We start from the raw sequence: 23937 nt of genomic DNA, 5'->3' as shown, positions 1-23937 counted from the left end.
GTAGTCGGCGGTTTCTTGTTCATCGCTTGCCATGCCTACTTGGCTGCCTGCTTCAGTGGTGTTGCCAAGCGCTAGTTGCCCAAGTAGTGGCAAACTGGCAAAACTGCCGCCGCCAAAGAGTGATAAGTGGGTGTCTATCACTTCTAACTCAGTGATTTTACCAGTGATAATTTGAAAATAGTTATTCATTGATTTATCCTATCTTTAGTTTATTATTCCTTGGAAAAAATTGACAACCGCATTAGGATGAAGTGGATAAATTTGTTGCGGTTGATTTTTTATTGCTAGCGCCTCTAGTTTTGCTTGGTGTCGGCCCTCTAAATCGTTAGTGATTAGCATTAAGGCATCAAATTCGTTAAAATCGTGCTCGGCTTCACTATCCAGTTGTTGAGCTGCATTTACTTTGGCGGTGAGTTGATTTTGCTGATCCAGTTCAACGGTGGAATTATCAATACCAACCATTTCTTTTAGTGCCGCTTTAAATGCGTCTTGTTGCTCGATAATATTTTTATAGGCTTTGGCATCATTATTTTTTGCGCCTAGCGCACTAAATTTTATCCACGATTCTAACTCATTATCACTTATATACCAAATCAATCCTTCGACCAGCAGACTAATCACACCAAACCAAAGACCAAACCCTAATAGTATCACCCGCCGTGCCATAATTTGCGCAGTATAAATGGCAATGGCACGAGCAATAAGTTCTCGACTTAGCCCTTTAGCTAACGCTCGTCTGGTTATACGACTGGTTAACCAAGGAATATGGCTGTTCATAGCAGCAGCAAATCCGATTCCTGCATTAATAAAATATAAAATTCCATTTAATAAATTCAATGCGGCTAAACATGTATTTCCTTTTCGATCTTCTTCAAAACTCTTTATAACCTTCTGACAAGAAACATACAACCCAGCCGCCGCCCCAAAGAATCCTGACATCACCTTTATACGCCCTGCAGCAACCGAATTAGATCCCGTAACCGTTTTTACAAATTGATACATTAATTCGGTGGTTGCCGATGACATTGCTAGTGATGCACCAATCATTTCCGCCGACCAGAAACTGTCGTTATGATCCCCTTGGGTTTTATCTTTAATTTGTAGCCAGTTATATATTTCAAAGGCGGCAATAATAAAGGCTAAGCGAATATCTTTAAACCCTTTACTGGATTGGCTTCGAGTGATATTAAAGTTCTCGATATCTTCTTTTGTGGCTTTTAATATTTTTGCATTGAGCCCTGCTTCTTTTATATCTAGCACCCGCGAAATTACTCTATTTTTGTTATGAAGCTGTTTAACGTACTCACTTTTCACTTTTAGATCGGATTCACGCATTTTTTTAGTTAGTCGCATCACTACGCCTCCCGGTAAGGCTTGGGTTTTGGGTAAAGCGTTTTTAAACCATTGCGAGTTAACCACAGCATTGCTGACGTTGTTCTCTGCTTGTAAAATCGCTTGCTGCGCTTTTTTATATAAGCCCAAAAATGACAAATTTAGCATAAGGCAGGCATGGTGGTTAATTTTATTGATTGCAGATGAGTTATTTAGAGGAGAGAACATAATATTACCTAAGCGCACAGCCAAATTGTTGACACTTAGCATGGGTTTACTTAAAAAGATTTTTAATAAACGTTCATTACCGGGCATTTTTATTCCTAATTTTGCTATATTCTCTAGTGTGTCGGGGTGGTTTTTTAATACCTTTTTGGCTTTATCTAGCTCTTTATGGTAGTTGTTTACTGTGTTTAAAAACCCTTGTGTTTTTTTGTAATACGCCGCAATCTTACCCATTTTAGAGGTGGCGATCACTTTGCTTAGTTCGACTGGGTGATGGGCATTTTCGATCTGTTCAAACATGGCTTGGATATCGGTTAATAGCATTTCACTGTTGTTTGATAACGCACGTACCATCATACTATCACTGTTGTCTTTACTAGCATTACTCGCTTGTAACCATATCTTTAAGTTTACTTTGCCGATATCGGTTAATTCTAAGCCTGAAGTGCATTTATCGATTACGGCTGAGTAGTAGATCCCATATAGGTTAAGTTGTTCCGCTATTTTTTGCTGCGCCGCCCCCGTCAGTTCGTTATCGGCAATCGCTTGTTCTACTTCAAATTGGTTGTCGATCCATTTTTCGTTAGGATCTGCATCAGAAGCGGGCGCCCAAATGTCGCCGTCAAAATCTTTTATATGCAGGTAAAAGTTACTCATTCTTAACCAATTTACTAGTTGTTGTGCCCGTTGTTCGGCTAGGGTTGTTATTTCTTGTTGTAACTTTTCATATTGCTGATTTAAGCTATTTACGGTTTGGGTGTCTAAACATTTATCGTATTTTTTTCTGATACTGTTTATTTTATCTATTTTATCTTGTTGGTATTGGTCTTCTTTTTTTCGATAACTCTCTAAGTAACTGCCTAAAAATTTTTCCGCTTTAAAATAACTCGTTAAGTTTTGCTCGTTTCGGTTGGATTGAGGGGAGTCAAAGTATTCAATATAACGTTTATCAATAAAATTATAATTAGGATACTTATTATTGTTAGATTCTAATGCAATATGATACTCTGAATAGTTTTTACCATGTAAAAAGTAGTTACGTTCCCATTCATAATATTTTTCTTTTCTATATCTTTTTGCCACAAAGTCATCATACATTTCGGTACAATATTGGTAATGTTTGCTGTACGGTTTGCCGTAGAGCTCTTCTTGAATTAGCACCGATAGCTGATTAAAGGTTGAAAAAACAGGCAGCTCTTCGGTTTCGGGCAGTTTCTTCTCTTGCATTACCCGTTTAAAATAAGGGTGATTGGTATAGTTGAAATTAAAATCATCAGCAAATTCTTTATGAATTAATAGCTCTATGCCGTATTCGTAAGAGGCATAGGCATCAAATTCTTGTGCCCGTTCTTGGCGATATTGATCATTTTTGGCATAGACCTCGTTATAATAGCCATTTAATTCTTTTGCCATGCCAATTGGGTCATCAATAGCGATAATTAACGGTGAGTATCCCGTACTGTACTTATCCATGGTGCTGGCTAGGGTTGCCGATAACCCTTGTTGTTGTGTCCATAGCGTAGTGGTGGTATTCTTTTTCAGTACTTTGCTGTCATAGCCAAAGGGTTGGTTGCCACCTTGTTGGGTGTTACTGTTAACGCCTTGGCGATTATAACTTAGAAATTCAGGATAATGGAATTTTATTGGTGATGGTTTTTTAGGCTTTTCGTCGTTATCGATAAGGTAGCTAGTAACGATGCTGTCGCTGTGATCATAAGGTAGTTGTTGCTGATCAAAGTTGGGATCTAAATCTAATATTTGCTCTATAGTGTGTTTGGTCGCCGTGGTTATGCCGTCTAACGATTTTTGTTGTTGTCCTTTCCATTGTTCTGTGCTGATTTTTTGCATGCGTTTTTCTGGTTGTTGTTCATGCTTTTTAAGGATTTTTTCATCCAATGGAATTTCACTAAAGGCAAGGTAGACTTCATTTTGTTGGTTAGGACATGGAATGGTGATAAATTTATTGTGTGTTTCGTTATTTTTTAAATTTGGACATCGAAATCCTCCGCCTTGTTTCAGCTCTTCTGGGGTTTGGGCTTCATCTGGGGAATTTTGTTTATATAAATTACCGTCGTCATCTATGGTGTAAACTTGCCATTTATCGCTACCGATTTCGTTAGGTAAATAGACGTATAAAAAGCCATTACGCATAGCCCTAACGTGATATTGGTAATTGGCGTCAAGTGGCACTGCGGTGACATTTGATGATGATGCCCATGCTAGCGAAGTCCGTTTAAGGTAAGTGGGTATAACGGTGTATCTTACCGGTAAAATGGCTAATCCTTGGGTTTGGCATCCGCATTGTTTTTCTGTCATTCTTTTTTCCTTTCCATATTTGACTTAATTATCAGAACGATTGCGTGTTTAGCATTAATTGCCAATCAGCGCGTTTTAAGATGTCCAATAAGGGGGCAAAGTCATATCGAGTTTTAAAAGTTTTTAATTTTTTCTGGATTTGAGGGTATAAGTCAAAATCTTTGTCGTTGTTGATGACGATGTTTGCCCATTGCACTAATAAGGTATTATCTTTAAAACCTTGCGATATTAAGCGTAATAAACCGGGCATAATGTGGTGCAATGTCTCACATTCATTAAATTTTTGGTTAGGATTATTTTTACGATAAGATTTGAGTGTTTGATTCGTAATTCCAATACAATAAAGTTGGTTTTCTAATTGTTGGTCAATCCCTAATTGGAATAAGTATTTAGAACCTTCATCGTTATTTTGGGCATTGTCGTAGCAATAGAGATCGCCGTTACCGTCTAATAATGTCCATAATTGGACGTTTCCTAATACTTTTTTTTGCTGAGTTGGATTTAATATGGTTAATAATTGTGGCAATACAGCCGGATCGTAAAATCTTAATAATAATGTACCATCAATCACTTTTTGTAATGAAAGTAGCGCAAAATGTTGCGCTACTTTGGCAATTTTATCTTGAGTGAAAATCCAACCGCTATAATGACGTTTGCTATTTTTGCTCAAGACATTAGGGGATAATTCTAATAATGATTTATCTATCGTGTAACGTAATATGTCTTGTTCAAATGGATTTTTTAAATTTAGCTCTATTAAAATAGCTGGCTTATGGTGCCCTTTAATATATTGTATTTAGCCATAAAATTACTCTTGAATTTTAGGATGTTCTTGTTCAGTAAGTTTTGGTATAAACCCACGTTCGTCAAGAACGTTTACCCAGTTAGGTAAAATAGGAGTACGGCAGTAATAGTTGGCATAGGGATCGAGTTTTTTTATCCGTTGAAATTCTGGTGTTTGTGGATCGCTATATAACTCAGGATCTTCCGAGCGATTAAGTTTTTTAAAACGATCGTGCTCTTTTGCACTATTATGTAACCATGGTTTTGGGTAGCCTAACGTTGCATAGATGCGATTACTAATAAAAGAATGGAGACCGCCGAATGATAAAAATAATAAAATCATCATGAAAAAATACATGAAAATATTAGACATTGTAAAAATAATGAAGTCTGATATATCCATTTTTATCTGAATATACATCATGATTATCAAAACAGCATAAGCGAATAAGCTAATGACGCCAAGAACAATTGAGATATATTTTAACATTGTTAAGGTTGTTACACCAACAGAACAAGGAAAATACAAAGCATGGTATTGAGGCATGCGAACAGCGTAAGATTGATAGTGATCAACGTCCAATTGCTTTACCACCATTTCTACATAGTCGCCGTCTTTAAAGCTAATATGCTTTAATTTGCCTTTTACCTTTTTACGACCTACATAACATTGAAAACTTTTTCCTTCTAGGGTAACACTGCCTGATGTTAACGAGCCAACTAAAGCGCCCATAAGTTCAAATGCGCCAACAATCATTAACCCAATCATTGCTAGCAGTCCGATATCATCTGAGCGTAATTCTTTCGGATCATCTTCCACATATAGGTGGCTTACGTAACCTTTTAATAATATATTGTATTTAGTCATCTAGAAATTCTCTTTCATCCATATCTTGTTCTATTAATGCTAATGCCTCATCAATATCAATATCATTATCACGACTGGCTTTGTTATTAACTTTTGGTGGATTTGCGTTAATATCAAACATACCATTTAATACTTCTTTTTCAAATGCTTCAGTTTGTTGCTGTGATGTTTGATAAATACGAATTTTATTATGAGGCATTAAATATTTATTGGTACGCAGGGCACAACGTTTAAGCCAAGTTTCCAAATTATCGTCTGATAGCAGTGTAACAGCAATATCTAATCCCATAATAATAACCCCTAATAACCCAACAATTCGCCATAAAGCTAACCGTAAAGCAGCCATTGAGGCCATTTTTTGCACGCCTACCTTTTTACCTAACATTCTAATCATCCAGAATGTAGCGCGAGTGGTTAAAAATTGTCGGCACCATACAACATGGTAAGATAATCCGATAAGTGGAGTAATAGTTCCAGTCAAAAATAACGCAACAATCTTAACACCTAATAAAGATTTTAGAATAGTGCTATGATTTTGATCACTACTTTTTTCAATAAATCTATCATATTCATTTGGAATTAATAAGCAAGACGCTATTCCCCCTAATATTCCCGATAAGGTCTTCCCCACACTATAAAAGACATTTTTCATACCTTTAAATACGGCAGTAACCATTGCCATTAATTCGATACTAGCAGCTGCTAAAAGCAAAACTAGCGGAAGTTTTTAAGGTTGTAAAATATTCATTTTGTTCTAAATTTGGGTGAATTTTACTTAAACTATGATAATGGTACGCCACCTTAGCAAGCTGTCCATACCCTTGTTCGTCATCGCTAATAACCATTACCTCACAATCATGTTCGGCATCACTTTCAAAGCGAAACCAGATACCCACATCGGCCATTAATCTTTGTATAAATTCAAGGTCAGACTCTTGCCATTGGGTTATCAATTCTCGGACGGGATAGTGCGCTTTTAGCGCTAGGCGGTAATCAATGCCGCTCAGCCCGTGGCTTCTCAGCACCTGCTCAATCACATTGACGACGCTTTGGTTTTGGAATATGGCACAGCTTCGATTTAGGCTTAATCGGGCTATTTTGGGGGAAAGCACCACTTGGTAGTGGGCTTCGTCTTTGTTTATCGAGAGTTGCTTAAATTCAGTGATAATGCCATATAGTTTACGGGAATCAAAACCAATGGGAAAGTCACTTAATGAACGGATAGCGTCGCTTAATCGATGTTGAGCTACGGGATTAAATGAAAATGAGGCAGGTTGATTTAGCAATGTATGAGCCGCTAGGGCTGGATTCGTACTGGTGAAAGTAATGGTATAACGCCATAGTTGGTTTAATTGCTCTTCCCCATTAACGTTTAAAATAGAGATAGGCGAACTAAGTTTATTAATAGTTAACGTATAACGATTATGGCTGACCTGCCCAGTGAATTCATTTATTAGCTGTTCGTCAACGTGGTGGATAAAGTTAGGTAAATTTTCCCCCATTTTTAATCCTATCTATTCTTTTTTGACATCAAGTTGCTGTCAGTTATTTTTATTATTAACGTTAAATCTTATTTTGTACGAATAGTCATGTGATTGATATGAATAAACATAATGCTTATGGTGAATAAACCTTTTTCTGATTCAATAATTTATTGCTAAATAACAAGTAGAGCCGCTTAATGGGTATTGTTTAACTAGTTAATTATTATGCTTATTTAAATCTATATTAGTCATTGCTAAGGATAATCGAGTAAAGTTATCCATTTGAGCCAAGTAAAATACACTTTTTTTATACATTGCAAGATTTTTTTATTTTTAATCTATTAACCAATATCAGGTAAAAGTTAAGTTAGGGCTATAAGACTGTTTTGTAGATTTTATGATTGATTTAGTCGTAATTAGTTTTTAATCAATTTTTTTGTTATAGCGGTCGTTATATGTAGGAAATGCAAGAGTGAATTAGAACAAATTATTATCAACCATTTTATTTGCTGTGAGTGGTTATTTCTATATGCTGGGTTAGATTTTGGAATCTGGTATGGCTACACTAATGAGTACTAGTTTAATAAGGTCATTGTTATAATAAACAAAAACAAGAAAGTATCAATAGTGGCAAAAAATATTGCTTTTCATCCATTGGTCTGGTCGATTCAATTTAAATTTTAAATTAACGTAGTTAATTAAAAACTAACGCTTAATCATCGTTCGCTCTATCTTTATTTCATCTTTATCTGTATTAGTTTTATAATAACAACTAAAATATTTGTTGAAATTCAGCTAATTTTTAAGGCATTGTCGCTATAATAGCAGTTTGTGTTTTTCTCAAAATGGATAAATGATTTTCCTATCCAGTTCTAAATCAATTTATAAAAACGATTTTAGCAACCAATAATAACGGTAAAAATAGCCATAATAGTGGTCATTTTTTATAATAAGATTAATTCGCTTGCATAGAGTAAGAAAGGCAATAATGACATGATTAACATTGAAAAATCTAATAAACTGGAACATGTTTGCTATGATATTCGAGGACCGATTCTCGATCATGCCAAACGTTTAGAAGAAGAAGGACATAAGATTCTTAAACTCAATATTGGTAATCCCGCTCCTTTCGGTTTTGAAGCCCCAGACGAAATTTTAGTTGATATTATCCGTAATTTACCAACGTCACAAGGTTACTGTGATTCTAAAGGCTTATACTCTGCACGTAAGGCGATTATGCAATATTATCAATCGCTCGGTATTATGAGTGTCACTGTCGAAGATATCTATGTTGGTAATGGTGTTTCGGAACTGATAGTGCAGTCTATGCAAGCATTGTTAAATTCGGGTGATGAAGTGTTAATTCCGATGCCTGATTATCCATTATGGACCGCCGCCGTCACCCTATCAGGTGGAAAAGCGGTCCATTATGTATGTGATGAGCAAGCAAATTGGTTTCCTGATATTAATGATATCCGTCAAAAAATTACCAAGAGAACCAAAGCCATTGTACTCATTAATCCGAACAATCCAACGGGAGCCGTTTATAGTAAATCGATATTACTCGAATTAGCTCAAGTGGCACGCGAACATAATTTAATTATTTTCTCTGATGAGATTTATGACAAAATTTTATATGATGACGCGGTGCATTACCCTATTGCAGGTCTTGCTGAAGATCTGTTTATTGTCACCTTTAGCGGACTTTCTAAAACTTATCGGATTGCGGGTTTTCGTCAGGGATGGATGGCATTAAGCGGTCCTAAACATCATGTTAAAGGCTATATTGAGGGACTTAATATGCTAGCCTCAATGCGTCTATGTGCTAATGTGCCTATGCAACATGGTATTCAAACCGCCTTAGGTGGCTATCAAAGTATCCATCAATTTATCAAACCCGGTGGGCGTTTATACGAGCAGTGTATGTTAGCTTGGCGCTTACTTAATGATATTCCAGGTGTTTCATGTGTAAAGCCACAAGGAGCGCTTTATCTTTTCCCTAAATTGGATGTTAAAAAATTTAACCTTCATAACGATCAACAGTTAGTATTAGATTTTTTACTACAAGAAAAAGTGTTGCTAGTTCAAGGTAGTGGTTTTAATTGGCATCAACCCGATCATGTTCGAATCGTGGCTTTACCTTATGCCGGTGAATTAGAAACGGCGATTCATCGCTTTGGTCAATTTTTAGATGGTTATCGGCAGGTATAAACGTAGATGGATACCATAATTTTAGCCTTATTTAGTTAATTTTATGGTGTCGGATTGCTATTTATCACTCGGCGGATATATAGCTATAAATTGACTCAGATTAGGATAGATCCGCTCAACAATGCTAAACCTAAGTCAGATATAGACTGGCTTATCCTCTGATGATGGGGCATAGCTTATATGACTAACTCAATATTAGGTATAGTAAAAAATAGTTATCAGCGAAAGTATCTATCGTATAGACGTGAATTTAGATTACGATAACCAACTATCGTAGTAAAAACCAGATACGATATTTACTAAAAATAGTTGTTTAAAAAGATTAAATTGACTTGACACCGTCTCCAACTCGTAGTGAACTGAACCACTCAATATACAATATATAGTGCCTATATAATTAATAGGTACTATATATTGTATCTATTGAGAGGATTTTATTAGGATTACCGCTGCAAAAATAAAGTAAAGGATTTAAGAATGAACCACAAAATTCTTGTGACTAAACGTGATGGCAAAAAAGAGCCGATTGATTTAGATAAAATTCATCGGGTCATCACTTGGGCTGCTGAAGGTCTGCAAAATGTATCTGTTTCTCAAGTTGAATTACGCTCCCATATTCAATTTTATAATGGAATTAAAACATCTGACATCCATGAGACAATTATCCGTGCTGCTGCGGATCTGATTTCACAAGAAACCCCAGATTATCAATATTTAGCCGCTAGATTAGCGATTTTTCATTTACGTAAAAAAGCTTATAATCAGTTTACCCCACCCAAACTCTATGATCATGTTACCAAATTAGTGGCAGAAGGCCGTTATGATAAACATTTACTTACGGATTACACGCCAGATGAGTTTGCCGAGTTAGATAGCTTTATTGACCATTGGCGAGACATGAACTTCTCCTATGCGGCAGTAAAACAGTTGGAGGGTAAATACCTCGTTCAGAATCGGGTCACAGGCGATATTTATGAGAGCGCGCAATTTCTTTATATCTTAGTTGCCGCATGCCTATTTGCTAACTATCCAAAAGCGACGCGTCTCAATTACATTAAACGTTTTTATGATGCGATTTCCACCTTTAAAATTTCCCTACCTACGCCAATTATGGCGGGGGTGCGCACTCCAACTCGCCAGTTTAGTTCGTGTGTATTGATTGAGTGCGATGATAGTCTTGACTCAATTAATGCCACCGCGAGCGCTATTGTTAAATACGTATCACAACGCGCTGGAATTGGCATTAATGCCGGTAAGATCCGTGCCTTAGGAAGTCCGATCCGCGGTGGCGAAGCGTTCCATACTGGTTGTATTCCATTTTATAAGTACTTCCAAACAGCTGTGAAATCCTGTTCTCAAGGCGGGGTACGCGGGGGGGCGGCAACGGTATTTTATCCGTTATGGCATTTAGAAGTAGAAAACTTATTGGTGCTACGCAATAACCGTGGTATTGAAGAAAATCGCGTGCGCCATTTAGATTATGGGGTACAAATTAATAAATTAATGTACCAGCGTTTAATTAAAAACGAAAATATCTCGCTGTTTAGCCCTTCTGATGTCCCTGATCTGTATGCGGCTTTCTTTGCCGATCAAGACGAATTTGAACGTCTTTATCTTCACTATGAACACGATAGCAACACACGCAAACGCGAAGTCAAAGCGATTGAGCTGTTTTCTTTATTAATGCAAGAACGCGCCTCAACGGGACGTATTTATATTCAAAATATTGATCATTGTAATACCCATAGCCCGTTTGATCCGCTTGTCGCGCCTGTGAAACAATCCAATCTTTGTATGGAAATTGCACTGCCGACTAAACCACTTTATAACATCAATGATGAAAACGGAGAGATTGCACTTTGCACCTTATCCGCCTTTAATTTAGGTGCTATCGACAGTTTGGATGAGTTAGACGAATTAGCCCAATTAGCTGTTCGCGCATTAGATGCGCTATTGGATTATCAAGATTATCCGGTACCTGCCGCACGTAACTCTTCGCTTAATCGCCGAACATTAGGCATTGGGGTGATCAATTATGCTTATTATTTAGCTAAAAATGGGGTACGTTATTCTGATGGTAGTGCGAATAATTTAACTCACCGCACTTTCGAAGCCATTCAATACTACTTATTAAAAGCGTCTAATGAATTGGCTAAAGAGCAAGGGGCATGTCCGTTATTCAAACAAACTCGCTACGCTCAAGGTATTTTACCTATTGATAACTATAAAAAAGAGATTGATAGCTTAACGAAAGAGCCCCTACACTATGATTGGGAAACATTACGTCAATCGATTTTACAATATGGCTTACGTAACTCTACCCTATCCGCGTTAATGCCATCGGAAACTTCCTCACAGATCTCTAATGCCACTAACGGTATCGAACCGCCTCGAGGTTATATTAGTGTTAAAGCCTCAAAAGATGGGATCTTACGTCAGGTGGTACCAGATTATGAGCAGTTAAAAGGGCATTATGAGCTGTTATGGCAAATGCCAAATAATCAGGGTTACTTACAATTAGTCGGTATTATGCAGAAATTTATTGATCAATCGATTTCCGCCAATACCAACTACGATCCGACTAAATTTGCGAATGATAAAGTCCCAATGAAGCAACTATTAGCTGATTTGCTCACCGCCTATAAGTACGGTTTAAAAACCCTTTATTATCATAATACCCGCGATGGTGCTGAAGATAACCAAACTGATATCGCTACCCCATCTGATGATGGTTGTGAAGGCGGCGCTTGTAAAATTTAAGTGAATGGCAGATAACTAACGTTATTTGCCTTTATCTTATCCGAATAAAATGACCGGCGATCCTCGCTGGTCTAGAAGGAGTCAATCCATGAATCATTCTTATACGATTTTTTCACAACACTACAATGATCAACTTAAGGAGCCAATGTTCTTAGGTCAACCTGTGAACGTAGCACGCTATGATCAGCAAAAATATGAGATGTTTGAAAAATTGATTGAAAAACAACTCTCCTTTTTTTGGCGTCCAGAAGAGGTGGATATTACTAAAGATCGTATTGATTATCAGCAGCTACCTGAACATGAAAAACATATCTTTATCAGTAATTTAAAATATCAAACCTTATTAGACTCCATTCAAGGACGTAGTCCAAATGTGGCATTATTACCTCTAATTTCTATCCCTGAATTAGAAACATGGGTAGAAACTTGGTCATTTTCTGAGACTATTCATTCGCGCTCCTATACGCATATTATTCGCAATATTGTCAATGATCCTTCTTTGATTTTTGATGATATTGTTAATAATCAGGAGATCCAAAAACGTGCAACGGATATCGCTCGTTATTATGATGATTTAATTACTACCACTAATTACTACCATTTATTAGGTACGGGTACCCATCAAATTAATGGTAAAACCATTACCATTAACTTGCGTGAATTAAAGAAAAAACTTTATCTCTGTTTAATGAGCGTCAATGCGCTTGAAGCTATTCGATTTTATGTTAGCTTTGCCTGCTCGTTTGCCTTTGCCGAACGCGAATTAATGGAAGGAAATGCCAAAATTATTAAACTGATTGCCCGCGATGAAGCTCTTCACCTTACCGGTACTCAATTTATGATTAATACGTTACGCAGTGGTGAAGATGATCCAGAAATGGCTGATATCGCTAAAGAGTGCCAACAACAGTGCTATGATCTGTTTGTCCAAGCAGCAAATCAAGAGAAAGATTGGGCGGATTACCTGTTTTCAGGCGGATCAATGATCGGTCTAAATCGAGATATCTTGTGTCAATATATTGAATATATTACCAATATCCGTATGCAAGCAGTGGGCTTACCCTTACCTTTTGCGACACGCTCTAATCCTATTCCATGGATTAATAATTGGTTGGTCTCAGATAACGTTCAAGTCGCCCCACAAGAATCAGAAATCAGCTCTTATTTAGTCGGTCAAATTGATGCCGCAGTAAGTGAAGACGATCTCAGTGGATTTGAATTATAAGTTGTTATTCAACATCAGCCATAAACCTACTCGTTTAGGTTTATGGCAATTAACTATTCTTTTACAGATTATCTTATTATAAATTAAATTTTTTCCTTTCTTTGCTAGCTATCTTTGGTTGTTTTTTACACATCATTAAAATAGTTTGACCAGTTGTACTCTAGCTTGTTATGTATAGCAAGCATACAATGAGATTAAATCAAACATCGTTATGTTAGTTTACTCATCTAAATGAAAAGGAAAATGTGATGGCTCAAAAAAAAGTCGCTGAAGTTCTTATCGATGTGCTAACCCAAGCTGGCGTCACCCACTGTTATGGGATTGTTGGTGATACATTGAATGCGGTAACGAATGCCATATATCACAGTGAAATTGAATGGATTCATGTTCGCCATGAAGAAGCGGGTGCTTTAGCAGCGGGTGCTGAGGCTTTTATCACTGATAAACTTACTGCTTGTGCGGGCTCATGCGGTCCTGGCAGTTTACATTTTATTAATGGTATTTATGAAGCGCAACGCAATAATGCACCCGTGATACTGATAGCTAGTCAGCTGGTTAGTGGTAACCTTGGTACCGATTTTCCGCAAGAAGTCGATTTTTTATCTCTCTATCAATCCATCGCTGTTTACTGCCAACAAGTCAATGATCCGAAAGATGCACGGCGTATTTTTACGCAAGCCGCGCAAACCGCATTAACTAAACGCGGGGTAGCGGTAGTGATATTACCCGCTGATATTAGTCAGGCAGAAGTGAATGACGATAGCCATTATCAAGTGTGGCGACCGAATCCAGTACTTATACCAAATGAAGATGAATTACAACAAATCGTAGAAATACTCAATGAAAGTGAAAAAATTGGAATTTATGCGGGTATCGGTTGTCAATATGCGCATGATGAATTAATTCAATTAGCGGGGTTACTCAAAGCGCCGATTGCCCATACTTCAAGAGTCAAAGATCGTATTGAATATGATAATCCCTATAATGTTGGACTTAATGGTATGTTTGGTACCAAAGCTGGCGTTAATATGATTAAAGAGTGCGATACCTTGTTGCTATTAGGTTGTGGCTTTGCTTGGTCAGCATTTTATCCACAAGAGGCGACCATTATTCAGGTCGATAATGATGCAACTAAATTAGGGCTTCGCCACCCAATTAATTTGGGTGTGGTTGGCGATGTAAAAGCAACCATACAGGCGCTATTACCTAAACTTACCGCCCGTAATGATACCCAATTTTTAGATAAATATGTTGAGCTCTATCAACAAATGATAAAAAAATTAGATAAAAAAGCCATTATGGAAAGTCCACAGTCCATCCATCCTCAATATTTAGTCGAACTGATTGATCATTATGCCACCAATAGCGCCATGTTTACCGCGGATGTCGGTTCGGCTATGGTCTGGGCATGTCGTCATCTCCATATGAATGGACGTCGCCGTTTATTAATTAGTCTTAAACATGCAACAATGGCTAACGCGATGCCACAGGCGTTAGGGCTTAAAAAAGCGTTTCCAAACAATCAAGTGATCGCCATTGCTGGCGATGGTGGTATTACGATGTTATTAGGGGATTTACTAACCGCCATACAAGAAAATTTACCGATTAAAATTTTTGTCTTAAATAATGGTTCGCTCAATTTTGTTGAGCAAGAACAAAAATCAGAAGGCCTAGTCAATCGTTACACTGATTTGCAAAATGGCGATATAGCGATGATTGCTCAAGGGATGGGATTTTATGCTCAAAGCGTTAGAGATGCACACCTACTCGAACAAGCCGTACAAGATTGTCTTAATCATAATGGCGCGGCCCTACTGAATGTCTATATCAATCCAAATGAGTTGATTATTCCACCTAAAATTGGAATCGATAATGTGAAAAATATGGCGCTTTATGGAGCAAAAGCCATCTTAGAAGGTAAAGGTAAGCAAGTGGTCGATATGTTTAAAGATAATTTATAATCACATAACATAGATAACAAAGAAAACAGGTCTACGCTAATGCATAGACCTGTTTTCTTTTGATCATCATTCAGTTAGCAACTAACTATGATTAATGTGCGGAGGTGGTTTTTACGCCGCCTTCTGGAATCGCGACATAAGGCGTTTCTTTATCCGTACGTTTTGACGTCTTGTGAGCTTTAAGCCCAACACGGATCCCATAAAAGATAATGCTGTAAACAATGATAAAGAATAAAATACTCAATGCCGCATTGGTATAATTATTGATTACAATATGATGCATATTCTCAATTTGTTTAGCCGTCAATGTTGACTCTCCCATGGCGATCTTCTCTTTATAAGCATTAGCCATATAGAAGAAAGGTTCAAGCTGTGGATTGCTGCTAAACAGTTTAAATATCATCGCCGCCGTGGTACAAATCAGTAACCAAATTGCCGGAATCACAGTGACCCAAATATAACGGGCTCGTTTCATCTTAATTAATACGACTGTCCCTAAGACTAAAGCAACCGCCGCTAACATCTGATTTGAGATGCCAAATAACGGCCATAAACTTTTCACCCCACCTAATGGATCGACAACACCTTGATATAATAAATAGCCCCATAGTCCAACACATCCTACGGTACCAATAGCACCCGCAACCAACGAATCGGTTCGCTTTAAGAATGGCACAAAATTACCTAATAGATCTTGTAACATGAAACGACCTGATCGGGTTCCAGCATCAAGCGCAGTTAAAATAAATAAGGCTTCAAATAAGATACCAAAATGATACCAAAAGCCCATATCAGAACCTGGGATAATTTTGTGGAATACATGAGCAATACCAACCGCTAAAGTTGGCGCACCACCCGCACGATTAAGCACAGAGGTTTCACCAATATCTTTTGCCGTACGTAATATGTCCTCAGGAGAGATAACAAAGCCCCAACTACTGACGGTCGCCGCAGCATGTGTCGTTACATCTTTCAGCTGTTGCATAATTGCTGGTGCCATAGTCGGATCGCTAAGCCTATGTAGATCAGGCATCGTTACCCCTAAAGCGGAAGGCGGTGTATTCATTACAAAGTATAACCCAGGTTCAATAATAGACGCTGCAACCAAAGCCATAATGGCAACAAACGACTCCATTAACATCGCACCATAGCCGATAAAACGGGCATCCGTCTCAATAGCCATCAATTTTGGCGTAGTGCCTGATGAGATTAAGGCATGGAACCCAGACACGGCACCACAGGCAATGGTAATAAATAGGAATGGGAATAACGTTCCTTTCCAAACTGGTCCTGTACCATCAACAAATTGCGTTAAGGCTGGCATTTTCAATTCTGGATTTAAGATCACAATTCCAATCGCCAATCCAACAATTACACCAATTTTTAAGAAGGTAGCTAAATAATCGCGTGGTGCTAAAATTAACCAGACAGGTAACATCGCAGAGACTAACGAATAACCAATTAACGCAAAAGTAATTGTTGTATCTTTAAAGGTTAATGCTGGCCCCCAATAAGGATCATGTGCAATGACACCACCAAACCAGATGGATAAAATTAATAATACAATACCTATAATAGAGACTTCTGCCACACGTCCAGGACGAAGGTAGCGCATATAGATCCCCATAAATAGCGCGATAGGTACCGTTGAACAAACCGTAAATACGCCCCATGGACTTTCAGCTAATGCTTTTACGACAATTAATGCCAATACCGCTAAAATAATAAGCATAATTAGGAAACAACCAAACAATGCGATCGTACCTGGTACGCGCCCCATTTCTTGCTTAATCATTTCACCTAATGAAGAACCATTACGACGCGTAGACAAAAACAGTACCATAAAATCTTGTACCGCGCCAGCTAACACCACGCCAGCTAACAACCATAAAGTCCCTGGTAAATAACCAATTTGCGCGGCTAATACTGGACCGACCAATGGACCGGCGCCAGCAATTGCTGCAAAGTGATGACCAAATAAGACGTTTTTATTGGTTGGCACAAAATTTAATCCGTCATTATTTAATACTGCTGGTGTCGATCGCGTTGGATCTAATTGCATAACTTTGGTCGCAATATAGAGGCTATAGTAACGATAAGCCACTAAATAAACCGATATCGAAGCAACAATAATCCATAATGCACTAATATGTTCACCGCGACGCAATGCAATGACCGCTAAACAGCATGCCCCTATAAAGGATAAAATTATCCATGGAATATGTTTAAAAAAGGATTTAGTATTCATGTTATTTTCTTTACCTATAAAAAGTAAAATTATTGCTTATTGGCTAATGACGCCAATATTGATGTTGATTAAGAATAATAGCGGTCTGTTAATTTAGTTATCAGACCGCGCCCAATCATAAAACAGAAATGAGGGATTAACCTATCTGATTTTAGCTAACTGGCGATATAGCAAATTAAGTGGTTAACAGTCACCGCTTAACGGTTTGACCATATAAAATTAATATTGTCCTCACGGAGCTAATCTAAGGTCGCTCGCTGGATTTCTATGGCGTGGGTTAAAAAATGAGTAAATCTTAAATTCAGTCAATTAGTGGGGGAAAAGTCAAAGAACGACCGCGATAGCCTATTATTTTATTATATAAATACAGTTAACCCCTAACCTAAGTGAGTATATAGAGATAAAATGCCCTTAACATCTTTTTTAAAATGCTATTTATACGCAACCCTAGTACATAAAGGCAATATTTACCTCTCACTAAAACCGTACATAACACATTGATTTTTTTTAAATAATGACTATTTTTATCATCGATAATGTTATCTTGCTTACAGAGAACTTCTTAATTAGTGATCGGATCGGATAAATGATAAACAATGAGACGAGCCAGTTACAAACTTAGTCGTTCTTTTAAGACTTTAAAATAGCGACGACTGATCGGCACCGCATCGCCATTAGTTACAATCACATCGGCTTGATGATTCATATTGAAACGAATTTCTTTTAATTTAGTAATATTAATTAAATACTGGCGATGACAACGGATTAATGATGTCCGTTCTTCCAGTGTACGTAGTGTTAATTCGGTACTATATTCGCCCTCTTCCTGACTCATCACCCGATTACCCTGTACACTTGAGCTAACATAAAGCACATGATCGACATTTAAAAGATAAATTCTACTGTGACCAAGACAAGGTATATATTGCAGTGGATGCTCGTAAAGCATCGGTAGTGACGGTATCTCCTGGTGAGTCAGATCGCGCTGTAAGCGCTGTAGCGTTTTGTCTAAACGTTGTGGGTCGATCGGTTTTAACAAATAGTCAAATGCCTGCTCTTCAAAAGCCTTAATTGCATAGTGATCATAAGCAGTTAAAAAAATGATGGTTGGCAGACTATCCGGATCAATCATAGATAGCATTTCAAACCCATTAATGCGTGGCATTTGTATATCAAGAAAGACGACATCAGGGCGTAAATGATGAATCAGACGTATCGCCTCGATCGCATTTGGACACTCGGCGATAATATTAATATGTTGATAGTGAGCTAATAGACAACGTAAATTTTCAATTGCCAAAGGCTCATCATCCACAATCATTATTTTTAACATCATCTATCCTCGATTAAAAGGGAGAACAATTCGAACCGTGGTATATTCATTTTCTTGGCAAAAAACGTGGATACCATACTGTTGACCATAACGTATCTTAATACGTTTATCAACTAAATTCATCCCTAGCCCTTGGGGCTTATTAGATAATTGTTGTTGATTATAGTAACGCCCCGCATTATCTTTAACTTCTACGATAAGTTGATGATCTTGCTGATAAGCCGTCATGGTCACCTCCCCTTTTTCTAATAATTGTGTTACACCATGTTTAATCGCGTTCTCGACAATGGGCTGCAACGAAAATGCGGGTAGAGAACAATGTAATAACACTTCGGGTACATCAATAACAACCCGTAATCGATCTGAAAAACGAACCTTTTCTATCTCTAAATAGGCGGTGACATGTTCAATCTCATCTTTCAGTGACACAATCTCTTCTGGACGTTTTAAATTCTTGCGAAAGAAAGTCGACAAATGCTGAACTAAATGGCTGGCTTGCTGACTATCACGGCGAATCACCGCCATTAACGTATTTAATGCATTAAACAGAAAATGTGGGTTAACTTGCGCGTGCAGCAGCTTAATTTCACTCTGAAACAGTAACTGCTTATACCGTTCATTTTGTCCCGCCAAAATTTGTGCCGAAAGAAGACTGGCAATGCCCTCACCTAATGTGCGATTGATTGAACTAAATAAGGTATTTTTTGCCTCATATAACTTAATTGTCCCTATCACTTGCTGATTTTCATCACGTAATGGAATCACTAACGTCGATCCTAGACAACAGTTTTTCTCAATTGAGCAGCAGTAAGGGGTGTGAATACCATCAACATATTCCACTTTATTCGTGATAATAACTTGAATTGTATGTTGAGAAGAGATAGGTGTACCAACAACATGGTGCTCATTCCCCAATCCAATAAAGGCTAATAATTTTTCACGATCAGTAATCGCTACTGCACCAACTTTTAGTTCATCAAATATAATCTGTGCCACTTTCATACTGGTTTGCTGATTAAAACCGTTTAACAAAATGCCTTCGGTACTAGCAGCAATTTTTAAGGCTTTGGCAGAAAATGCGGTGGTATATTTCTCAAACATGGCGCGCCGATCAAGAAGGATCTGCATAAACATAGCTGCGCCAATACTATTCGTAATGGTCATAGGCGCAACGATATATTGCACAATATGCCATGCTTCAGCGCTAGGTTTAGTCACTAATATAATCATTACCATCTCTACGCCTTCCATAGCAAGAGTGAGTAAGCCAACAGTCAACGGATTATATAACTTATCAATACGCCCTTTACGCAACAGGATAACATGGATCACACCAGCAATTAGACCCGTGATAATAGTCGATAACATACAACTTTCTGCGGTAATACCACCTAGCCAATAACGGTGTACTCCTCCCGTTAAACCTACGGCTAATCCGACTAAAGGTCCCCCAAAAACTCCACCTAAGACGGCACCGATAGCCCGAGTATTAGCAATAGAATCTTGAATATGTAGCCCTAAATACGTCCCCATAATACAAAAGATCGAAAAAATAAGATAACAAAGTAATTTATGCGGCGCATATAGACTTACTTGCATTAAGGGGATAAAAATGGGGGTTTTACTTAATAGATAAGCGATAACCAAATAGACACACATCTGCTGCAGAAGTTGCAGCACCAACGTTATTTCATACATAGTTATTATATTATTAACGTAAAGTTATCCATCTTAACGCAGTGGTATGTCAGAATTCAATAACAGAATCATAACATGCTGATTTTCATATCTTATGAAATAACCTATCAATAACAACCATTACATCCTATCATGTGATATCTTTTCTGGCTTTTAGCATTATAGACACACATCAATAAAATGTTAACCCGCCAATACTTTGCGGGGGTTTTTACTACCTAGTGGTTAAATGGGCTATGCTTGCATGTCACTAACCATACCTTATCTTATGGTATATGGTAAATTCATTGATAACTTACTATATTTAAACCGTGATTGAGACTTGTTATTATAAATAACGGTTTTAACATATCTCATACTTGATTAATCAACGTCAATTTACCATCATATCTATTTTTTATAGTGCACGGCTAAATGATGGCATATTTTTAACTTTAGTATACGGTCCCATTGTCACATTATTATTTTTTTCTTGCCATTCGGGCGGCATCCCATGTTTTTTTAACCATGCTTTGGCTTCATCGGTGATTTCGGTGATCTTACCATTGGGATAAGGGTTTGGGCACACATCCGACCCCTGCGGAATTCGTTGGGTAATGCCTTTGCCAAACTCTATTGCATCTCGCTGTGGAATACCCGATAACCAGCCTGTGACATTTCCTCCTGGTGCAAAGCCAAAGATGATAGTGTTGTTATAACCAATACGATCTTTATAGTAAGCATGTGAAAAATATTGATGGGGTGTTACCATCTCCTGACGAGCCCATAACGGTACAGTAATCTTTGTTTTATAAAAAGTCTGATCAACAAAAGAAGCCCAACAAATATAAAATACCTCAGGTAAATCATAAGGCATCTTAGTATTAGTAAAGGATGATGGTAAACGCCACTTACCTGGATGCCCCTCATTGTGATTATCATGTATTAGTATATCGATTATCTTCCATTCCCCTGATTGAGTTTTCACCAGTGACTGAAACGTTTTTGCTTTAAAATAATGCGGATACCGCGCTTCAACATACCATTCTTGATACGGTTTTTTAGGTAAATTTGGATCAACCTTTTTCGAGGTTAACGGCGTTTTACAGGCAGTGGTTATAAAGACAATAACAAGTAACACTATTAATTGTTTGAACATATTTTATTCCTTATTGATTAGGATGAATCACCCGTTGCCAATTACCCTCTTGATTAAAATGGGGGAGATGAACTTGTAATAAACTGGTGAGCGCTTCTGGTTTTTCAACTAATTTATGCCATTTTACTTTAGCTAATTGCCCCGTAGATTTTTCCATAATATCGATCTCTGTCTCTTTGGTCATAAAATATCGTACATATTCCACCGAGCTATGCGTATACTGATTTAAAATAAGCCTTTTCTCACTGTCGTTTAATAAATAATCTTGATAATTTTTGGCAGCCATAATAATTTTATTTGCAACTATTTGTATTTCATTAGGTACATCAAAATCATTATCAAAGGTATCAAAAACACAACCTTGTTTTATCGCTTCATTGTACATAACTCTTAATGCAATACGATCCAGGCCAAACTTCACCACACGTTTATTACGAATAACCCCATAAGTATTAGTATAATTGCTATTATCGTATCTAACACGGGTTTGCCATTGATAGAAATTGTCTTCGCTTAAACCATAAAATAAATATTGCAAATCGGGATGGCAACGGAATCGCGTTAAGGCCTGTTGCAGCTTTTTCTGAATATTGGACTTTTTTCCTAAATAGATATCAGTCTCTTGATAGATCTTAGTAATATAGATATTTTCATCTACATCATTGTTTGGATAACCACCACCAATATCAGAATGGGCACCTGGAAGGCTCACTTTATTAAAAAAGTCTGGGACATCATTAAGGGCAAAGTTATGCCGATATTCATTGGCAGCTACAATATGTAATCCACATTTGGCTGACTCGCGACGAATCTTAATATCAATATCGAAGGTATTGGCATCACCAGCATCAAAAAAGTTTGCAAGTCGACAAATCCCCGCAACGGTATCAAATATACCAAGAAAATGGACTTGACCATTAACTGGTCCTTGCCATGTTGGACTTATTTTATTTTTTAACGCTATGGTTAACATTTTAGTTAAAGGATTATTTATACCTTGCTTACTGTTATCTCTTACTTTATCGGCAACAATATTTGCAAAATAACGGGCAGTAGCGGCACCACGACTAAACCCAAATACATCATAGCGGATCTGTTGAATACAAATTTTGGAATTTTTATCCAAAAATCTGTTCAGTTCTGATTCTATTTTTATGATTGCTCGATTAATTTTACCTTTAATCCCAGTTGAGCTAAGCCCCGTTGCTAAACCAAGATTATTATCACTTTTAGCAATATCGGTACCTACTCCCTCAATATAAACTTTTAATTGATAATGTACTATTTTATTTTTATCTTTTGGCAATGAATCTACCGTTTTATCATCATCTGAATAGTACATCTGATATAACTTATAAACATTTGTATGTTCATTATTATAACTGCTATTAAATAGAGGAAAATCTAGATCGGGTTCTTCACCACGGGCCAGTGCTTGTTGGTATTCTTGACGAATACTGGTATTTATGGCGTTATTAGCGGTACCATCAAAAAACACCCCGATCGTCAAAAAAACGTCAACTGGGCGTTTAATCACTTGAGTATGGATCGCAATTTGTCTATCAGCGCCAATTTTTTGGGTCATAGCTGTAGTAAATGGTTGTGTCTTATTATTCATCATGATTTTCTCAAACTAATTTAATCAGGTGCACATTAATTAAATCTGGGGTTTCGGTATAAAATTGTTGGGTTTTTCCTTCCTTGTCAGTAATGCCATGAATTTCAGTGCCATCAGGTAATATCGCTATATAAGGTTGATTGATATAGTCTGTACCATATTCATCTATAAAATGAAATTTGATGGCGTTTTCAGTAGCCGGTAAGGGGAGTTGATGTGAAGGATGGTTGAGACTTACCGGTCCCATTTTTTGCAATACCGCACTTTTAAATCTTAGATTGCCTGCGGTGCCCAGCTCTATGCCTTCGCTGCTAATTTTGATATAGGAGCCACCACATATTAGGGTGATTTCTTTATCTGCGGTGAGGGTGATATTGCCATCGACGCTATCTACCTTGATATCTTGCTTAGCGGCCATTGCTAGGTTAGCATTTTGGGCCTGTAGTTCAATATCACCTTGATTGGCAAACAGTTTCATCTCCTGCTTGTGAGCGAATAATCCAATCGCTTCACCAGAAGAGACGCTGATAGTTTTAAGGGCGCTGATATCGGTTTGGTTTTCGGCGGTGAGGGTAATGCTGTTGCTGGTTGATAGTTGGATGTTTTCTGGGCTAGTTAAGGCAATCCCTTCTTGGGCATAGGCAAGTATGCCGCTTGCTGCTAGTTCGGTTAGGTTGGCGTTAAGTTGATTTTGGCTATCAGTGTCCGCTAAATGCGCTTGAGATTGTACCGCGGCA

General features: G+C 37.6%; 16 protein-coding genes. 4 read left to right on the top strand and 12 right to left on the bottom strand.

Annotation, left to right across the window (positions count from 1 at the left end):
* The 6 genes from O970_RS08595 to O970_RS08570 all read right to left on the bottom strand — a co-directional run.
* Positions 1-189: hypothetical protein (locus tag O970_RS08595; RefSeq protein ID WP_036563141.1), on the bottom strand; the 189-nt coding region annotated here is incomplete at its 3' end.
* A 15-nt stretch (positions 190-204) separates the two neighbouring features.
* Positions 205-3873, bottom strand: a complete 3669-nt coding sequence (locus O970_RS08590; RefSeq protein WP_024496697.1) for a T6SS effector BTH_I2691 family protein — start codon at positions 3871-3873, stop codon at positions 205-207.
* Between the two features lie 31 nt (positions 3874-3904).
* On the bottom strand, positions 3905-4579 hold the full coding sequence (locus tag O970_RS08585; RefSeq protein ID WP_420885472.1) for a DUF4123 domain-containing protein: 675 nt from the start codon (positions 4577-4579) through the stop codon (positions 3905-3907).
* Positions 4580-4681: 102 nt separating this feature from the next.
* The gene (locus O970_RS08580; RefSeq protein ID WP_024496695.1) at positions 4682-5524 is read right to left on the bottom strand and encodes a hypothetical protein; all 843 of its coding nucleotides are present in this window, start codon (positions 5522-5524) and stop codon (positions 4682-4684) included.
* On the bottom strand, positions 5517-6206 hold the full coding sequence (locus O970_RS08575) for a hypothetical protein (RefSeq protein ID WP_130575740.1): 690 nt from the start codon (positions 6204-6206) through the stop codon (positions 5517-5519). The genes O970_RS08580 and O970_RS08575 overlap by 8 nt, the downstream gene beginning before the upstream one ends.
* A gap of 10 nt (positions 6207-6216) precedes the next feature.
* Complete coding sequence (locus O970_RS08570; RefSeq protein WP_024496693.1) at positions 6217-7026, bottom strand: type VI secretion system Vgr family protein; 810 nt, start codon at positions 7024-7026, stop codon at positions 6217-6219.
* A 975-nt stretch (positions 7027-8001) separates the two neighbouring features.
* Here O970_RS08570 and O970_RS08565 point away from each other — a divergent pair.
* From O970_RS08565 to O970_RS08550, 4 genes are all read left to right on the top strand, one after another.
* Positions 8002-9219 carry a pyridoxal phosphate-dependent aminotransferase gene (locus tag O970_RS08565; RefSeq protein WP_024496692.1) on the top strand — a complete coding sequence of 406 codons (1218 nt, stop codon included), beginning with the start codon at positions 8002-8004 and terminating at the stop codon, positions 9217-9219.
* Positions 9220-9696: 477 nt separating this feature from the next.
* Entirely contained in the window at positions 9697-11979 is a 2283-nt protein-coding gene (gene nrdA / locus O970_RS08560) for a class 1a ribonucleoside-diphosphate reductase subunit alpha (RefSeq protein WP_024496691.1), read from the top strand.
* Positions 11980-12067: 88 nt separating this feature from the next.
* A complete protein-coding gene (gene nrdB, locus O970_RS08555) occupies positions 12068-13204 on the top strand; it encodes a class Ia ribonucleoside-diphosphate reductase subunit beta (RefSeq protein ID WP_024496690.1) in 1137 nt (378 codons plus the stop codon).
* Between the two features lie 248 nt (positions 13205-13452).
* On the top strand, positions 13453-15165 hold the full coding sequence (locus O970_RS08550; protein WP_024496689.1) for a thiamine pyrophosphate-dependent enzyme: 1713 nt from the start codon (positions 13453-13455) through the stop codon (positions 15163-15165).
* Between the two features lie 91 nt (positions 15166-15256).
* Here O970_RS08550 and O970_RS08545 read toward each other — a convergent pair whose 3' ends face one another.
* From O970_RS08545 to O970_RS08520, 6 genes are all read right to left on the bottom strand, one after another.
* Positions 15257-17413, bottom strand: a complete 2157-nt coding sequence (locus O970_RS08545) for a carbon starvation CstA family protein (RefSeq protein WP_024496688.1) — start codon at positions 17411-17413, stop codon at positions 15257-15259.
* A 610-nt stretch (positions 17414-18023) separates the two neighbouring features.
* Positions 18024-18746: a two-component system response regulator BtsR gene (btsR, locus tag O970_RS08540; protein ID WP_024496687.1), complete on the bottom strand. Its 723-nt coding sequence runs from the start codon at positions 18744-18746 to the stop codon at positions 18024-18026.
* 3 nt (positions 18747-18749) lie between these two features.
* Positions 18750-20444 carry a sensor histidine kinase gene (locus tag O970_RS08535; RefSeq protein WP_024496686.1) on the bottom strand — a complete coding sequence of 565 codons (1695 nt, stop codon included), beginning with the start codon at positions 20442-20444 and terminating at the stop codon, positions 18750-18752.
* 397 nt (positions 20445-20841) lie between these two features.
* Positions 20842-21582, bottom strand: coding sequence for a DUF2931 family protein (locus tag O970_RS08530; protein WP_024496685.1), 741 nt, complete (start codon positions 21580-21582; stop codon positions 20842-20844).
* A gap of 10 nt (positions 21583-21592) precedes the next feature.
* Entirely contained in the window at positions 21593-23200 is a 1608-nt protein-coding gene (locus tag O970_RS08525; protein ID WP_166667100.1) for a T6SS phospholipase effector Tle1-like catalytic domain-containing protein, read from the bottom strand.
* A 10-nt stretch (positions 23201-23210) separates the two neighbouring features.
* A partial coding sequence (locus O970_RS08520) for a DUF2345 domain-containing protein (RefSeq protein WP_036563140.1) occupies positions 23211-23937 on the bottom strand: 727 nt, incomplete at its 5' end.

Origin of the sequence: Candidatus Schmidhempelia bombi str. Bimp, assembly GCF_000471645.3 — a bacterium.
In the GTDB taxonomy this organism is placed as follows: domain Bacteria; phylum Pseudomonadota; class Gammaproteobacteria; order Enterobacterales; family Orbaceae; genus Utexia; species Utexia bombi.
This window is presented reverse-complemented; position numbering and strand designations above follow the sequence as displayed.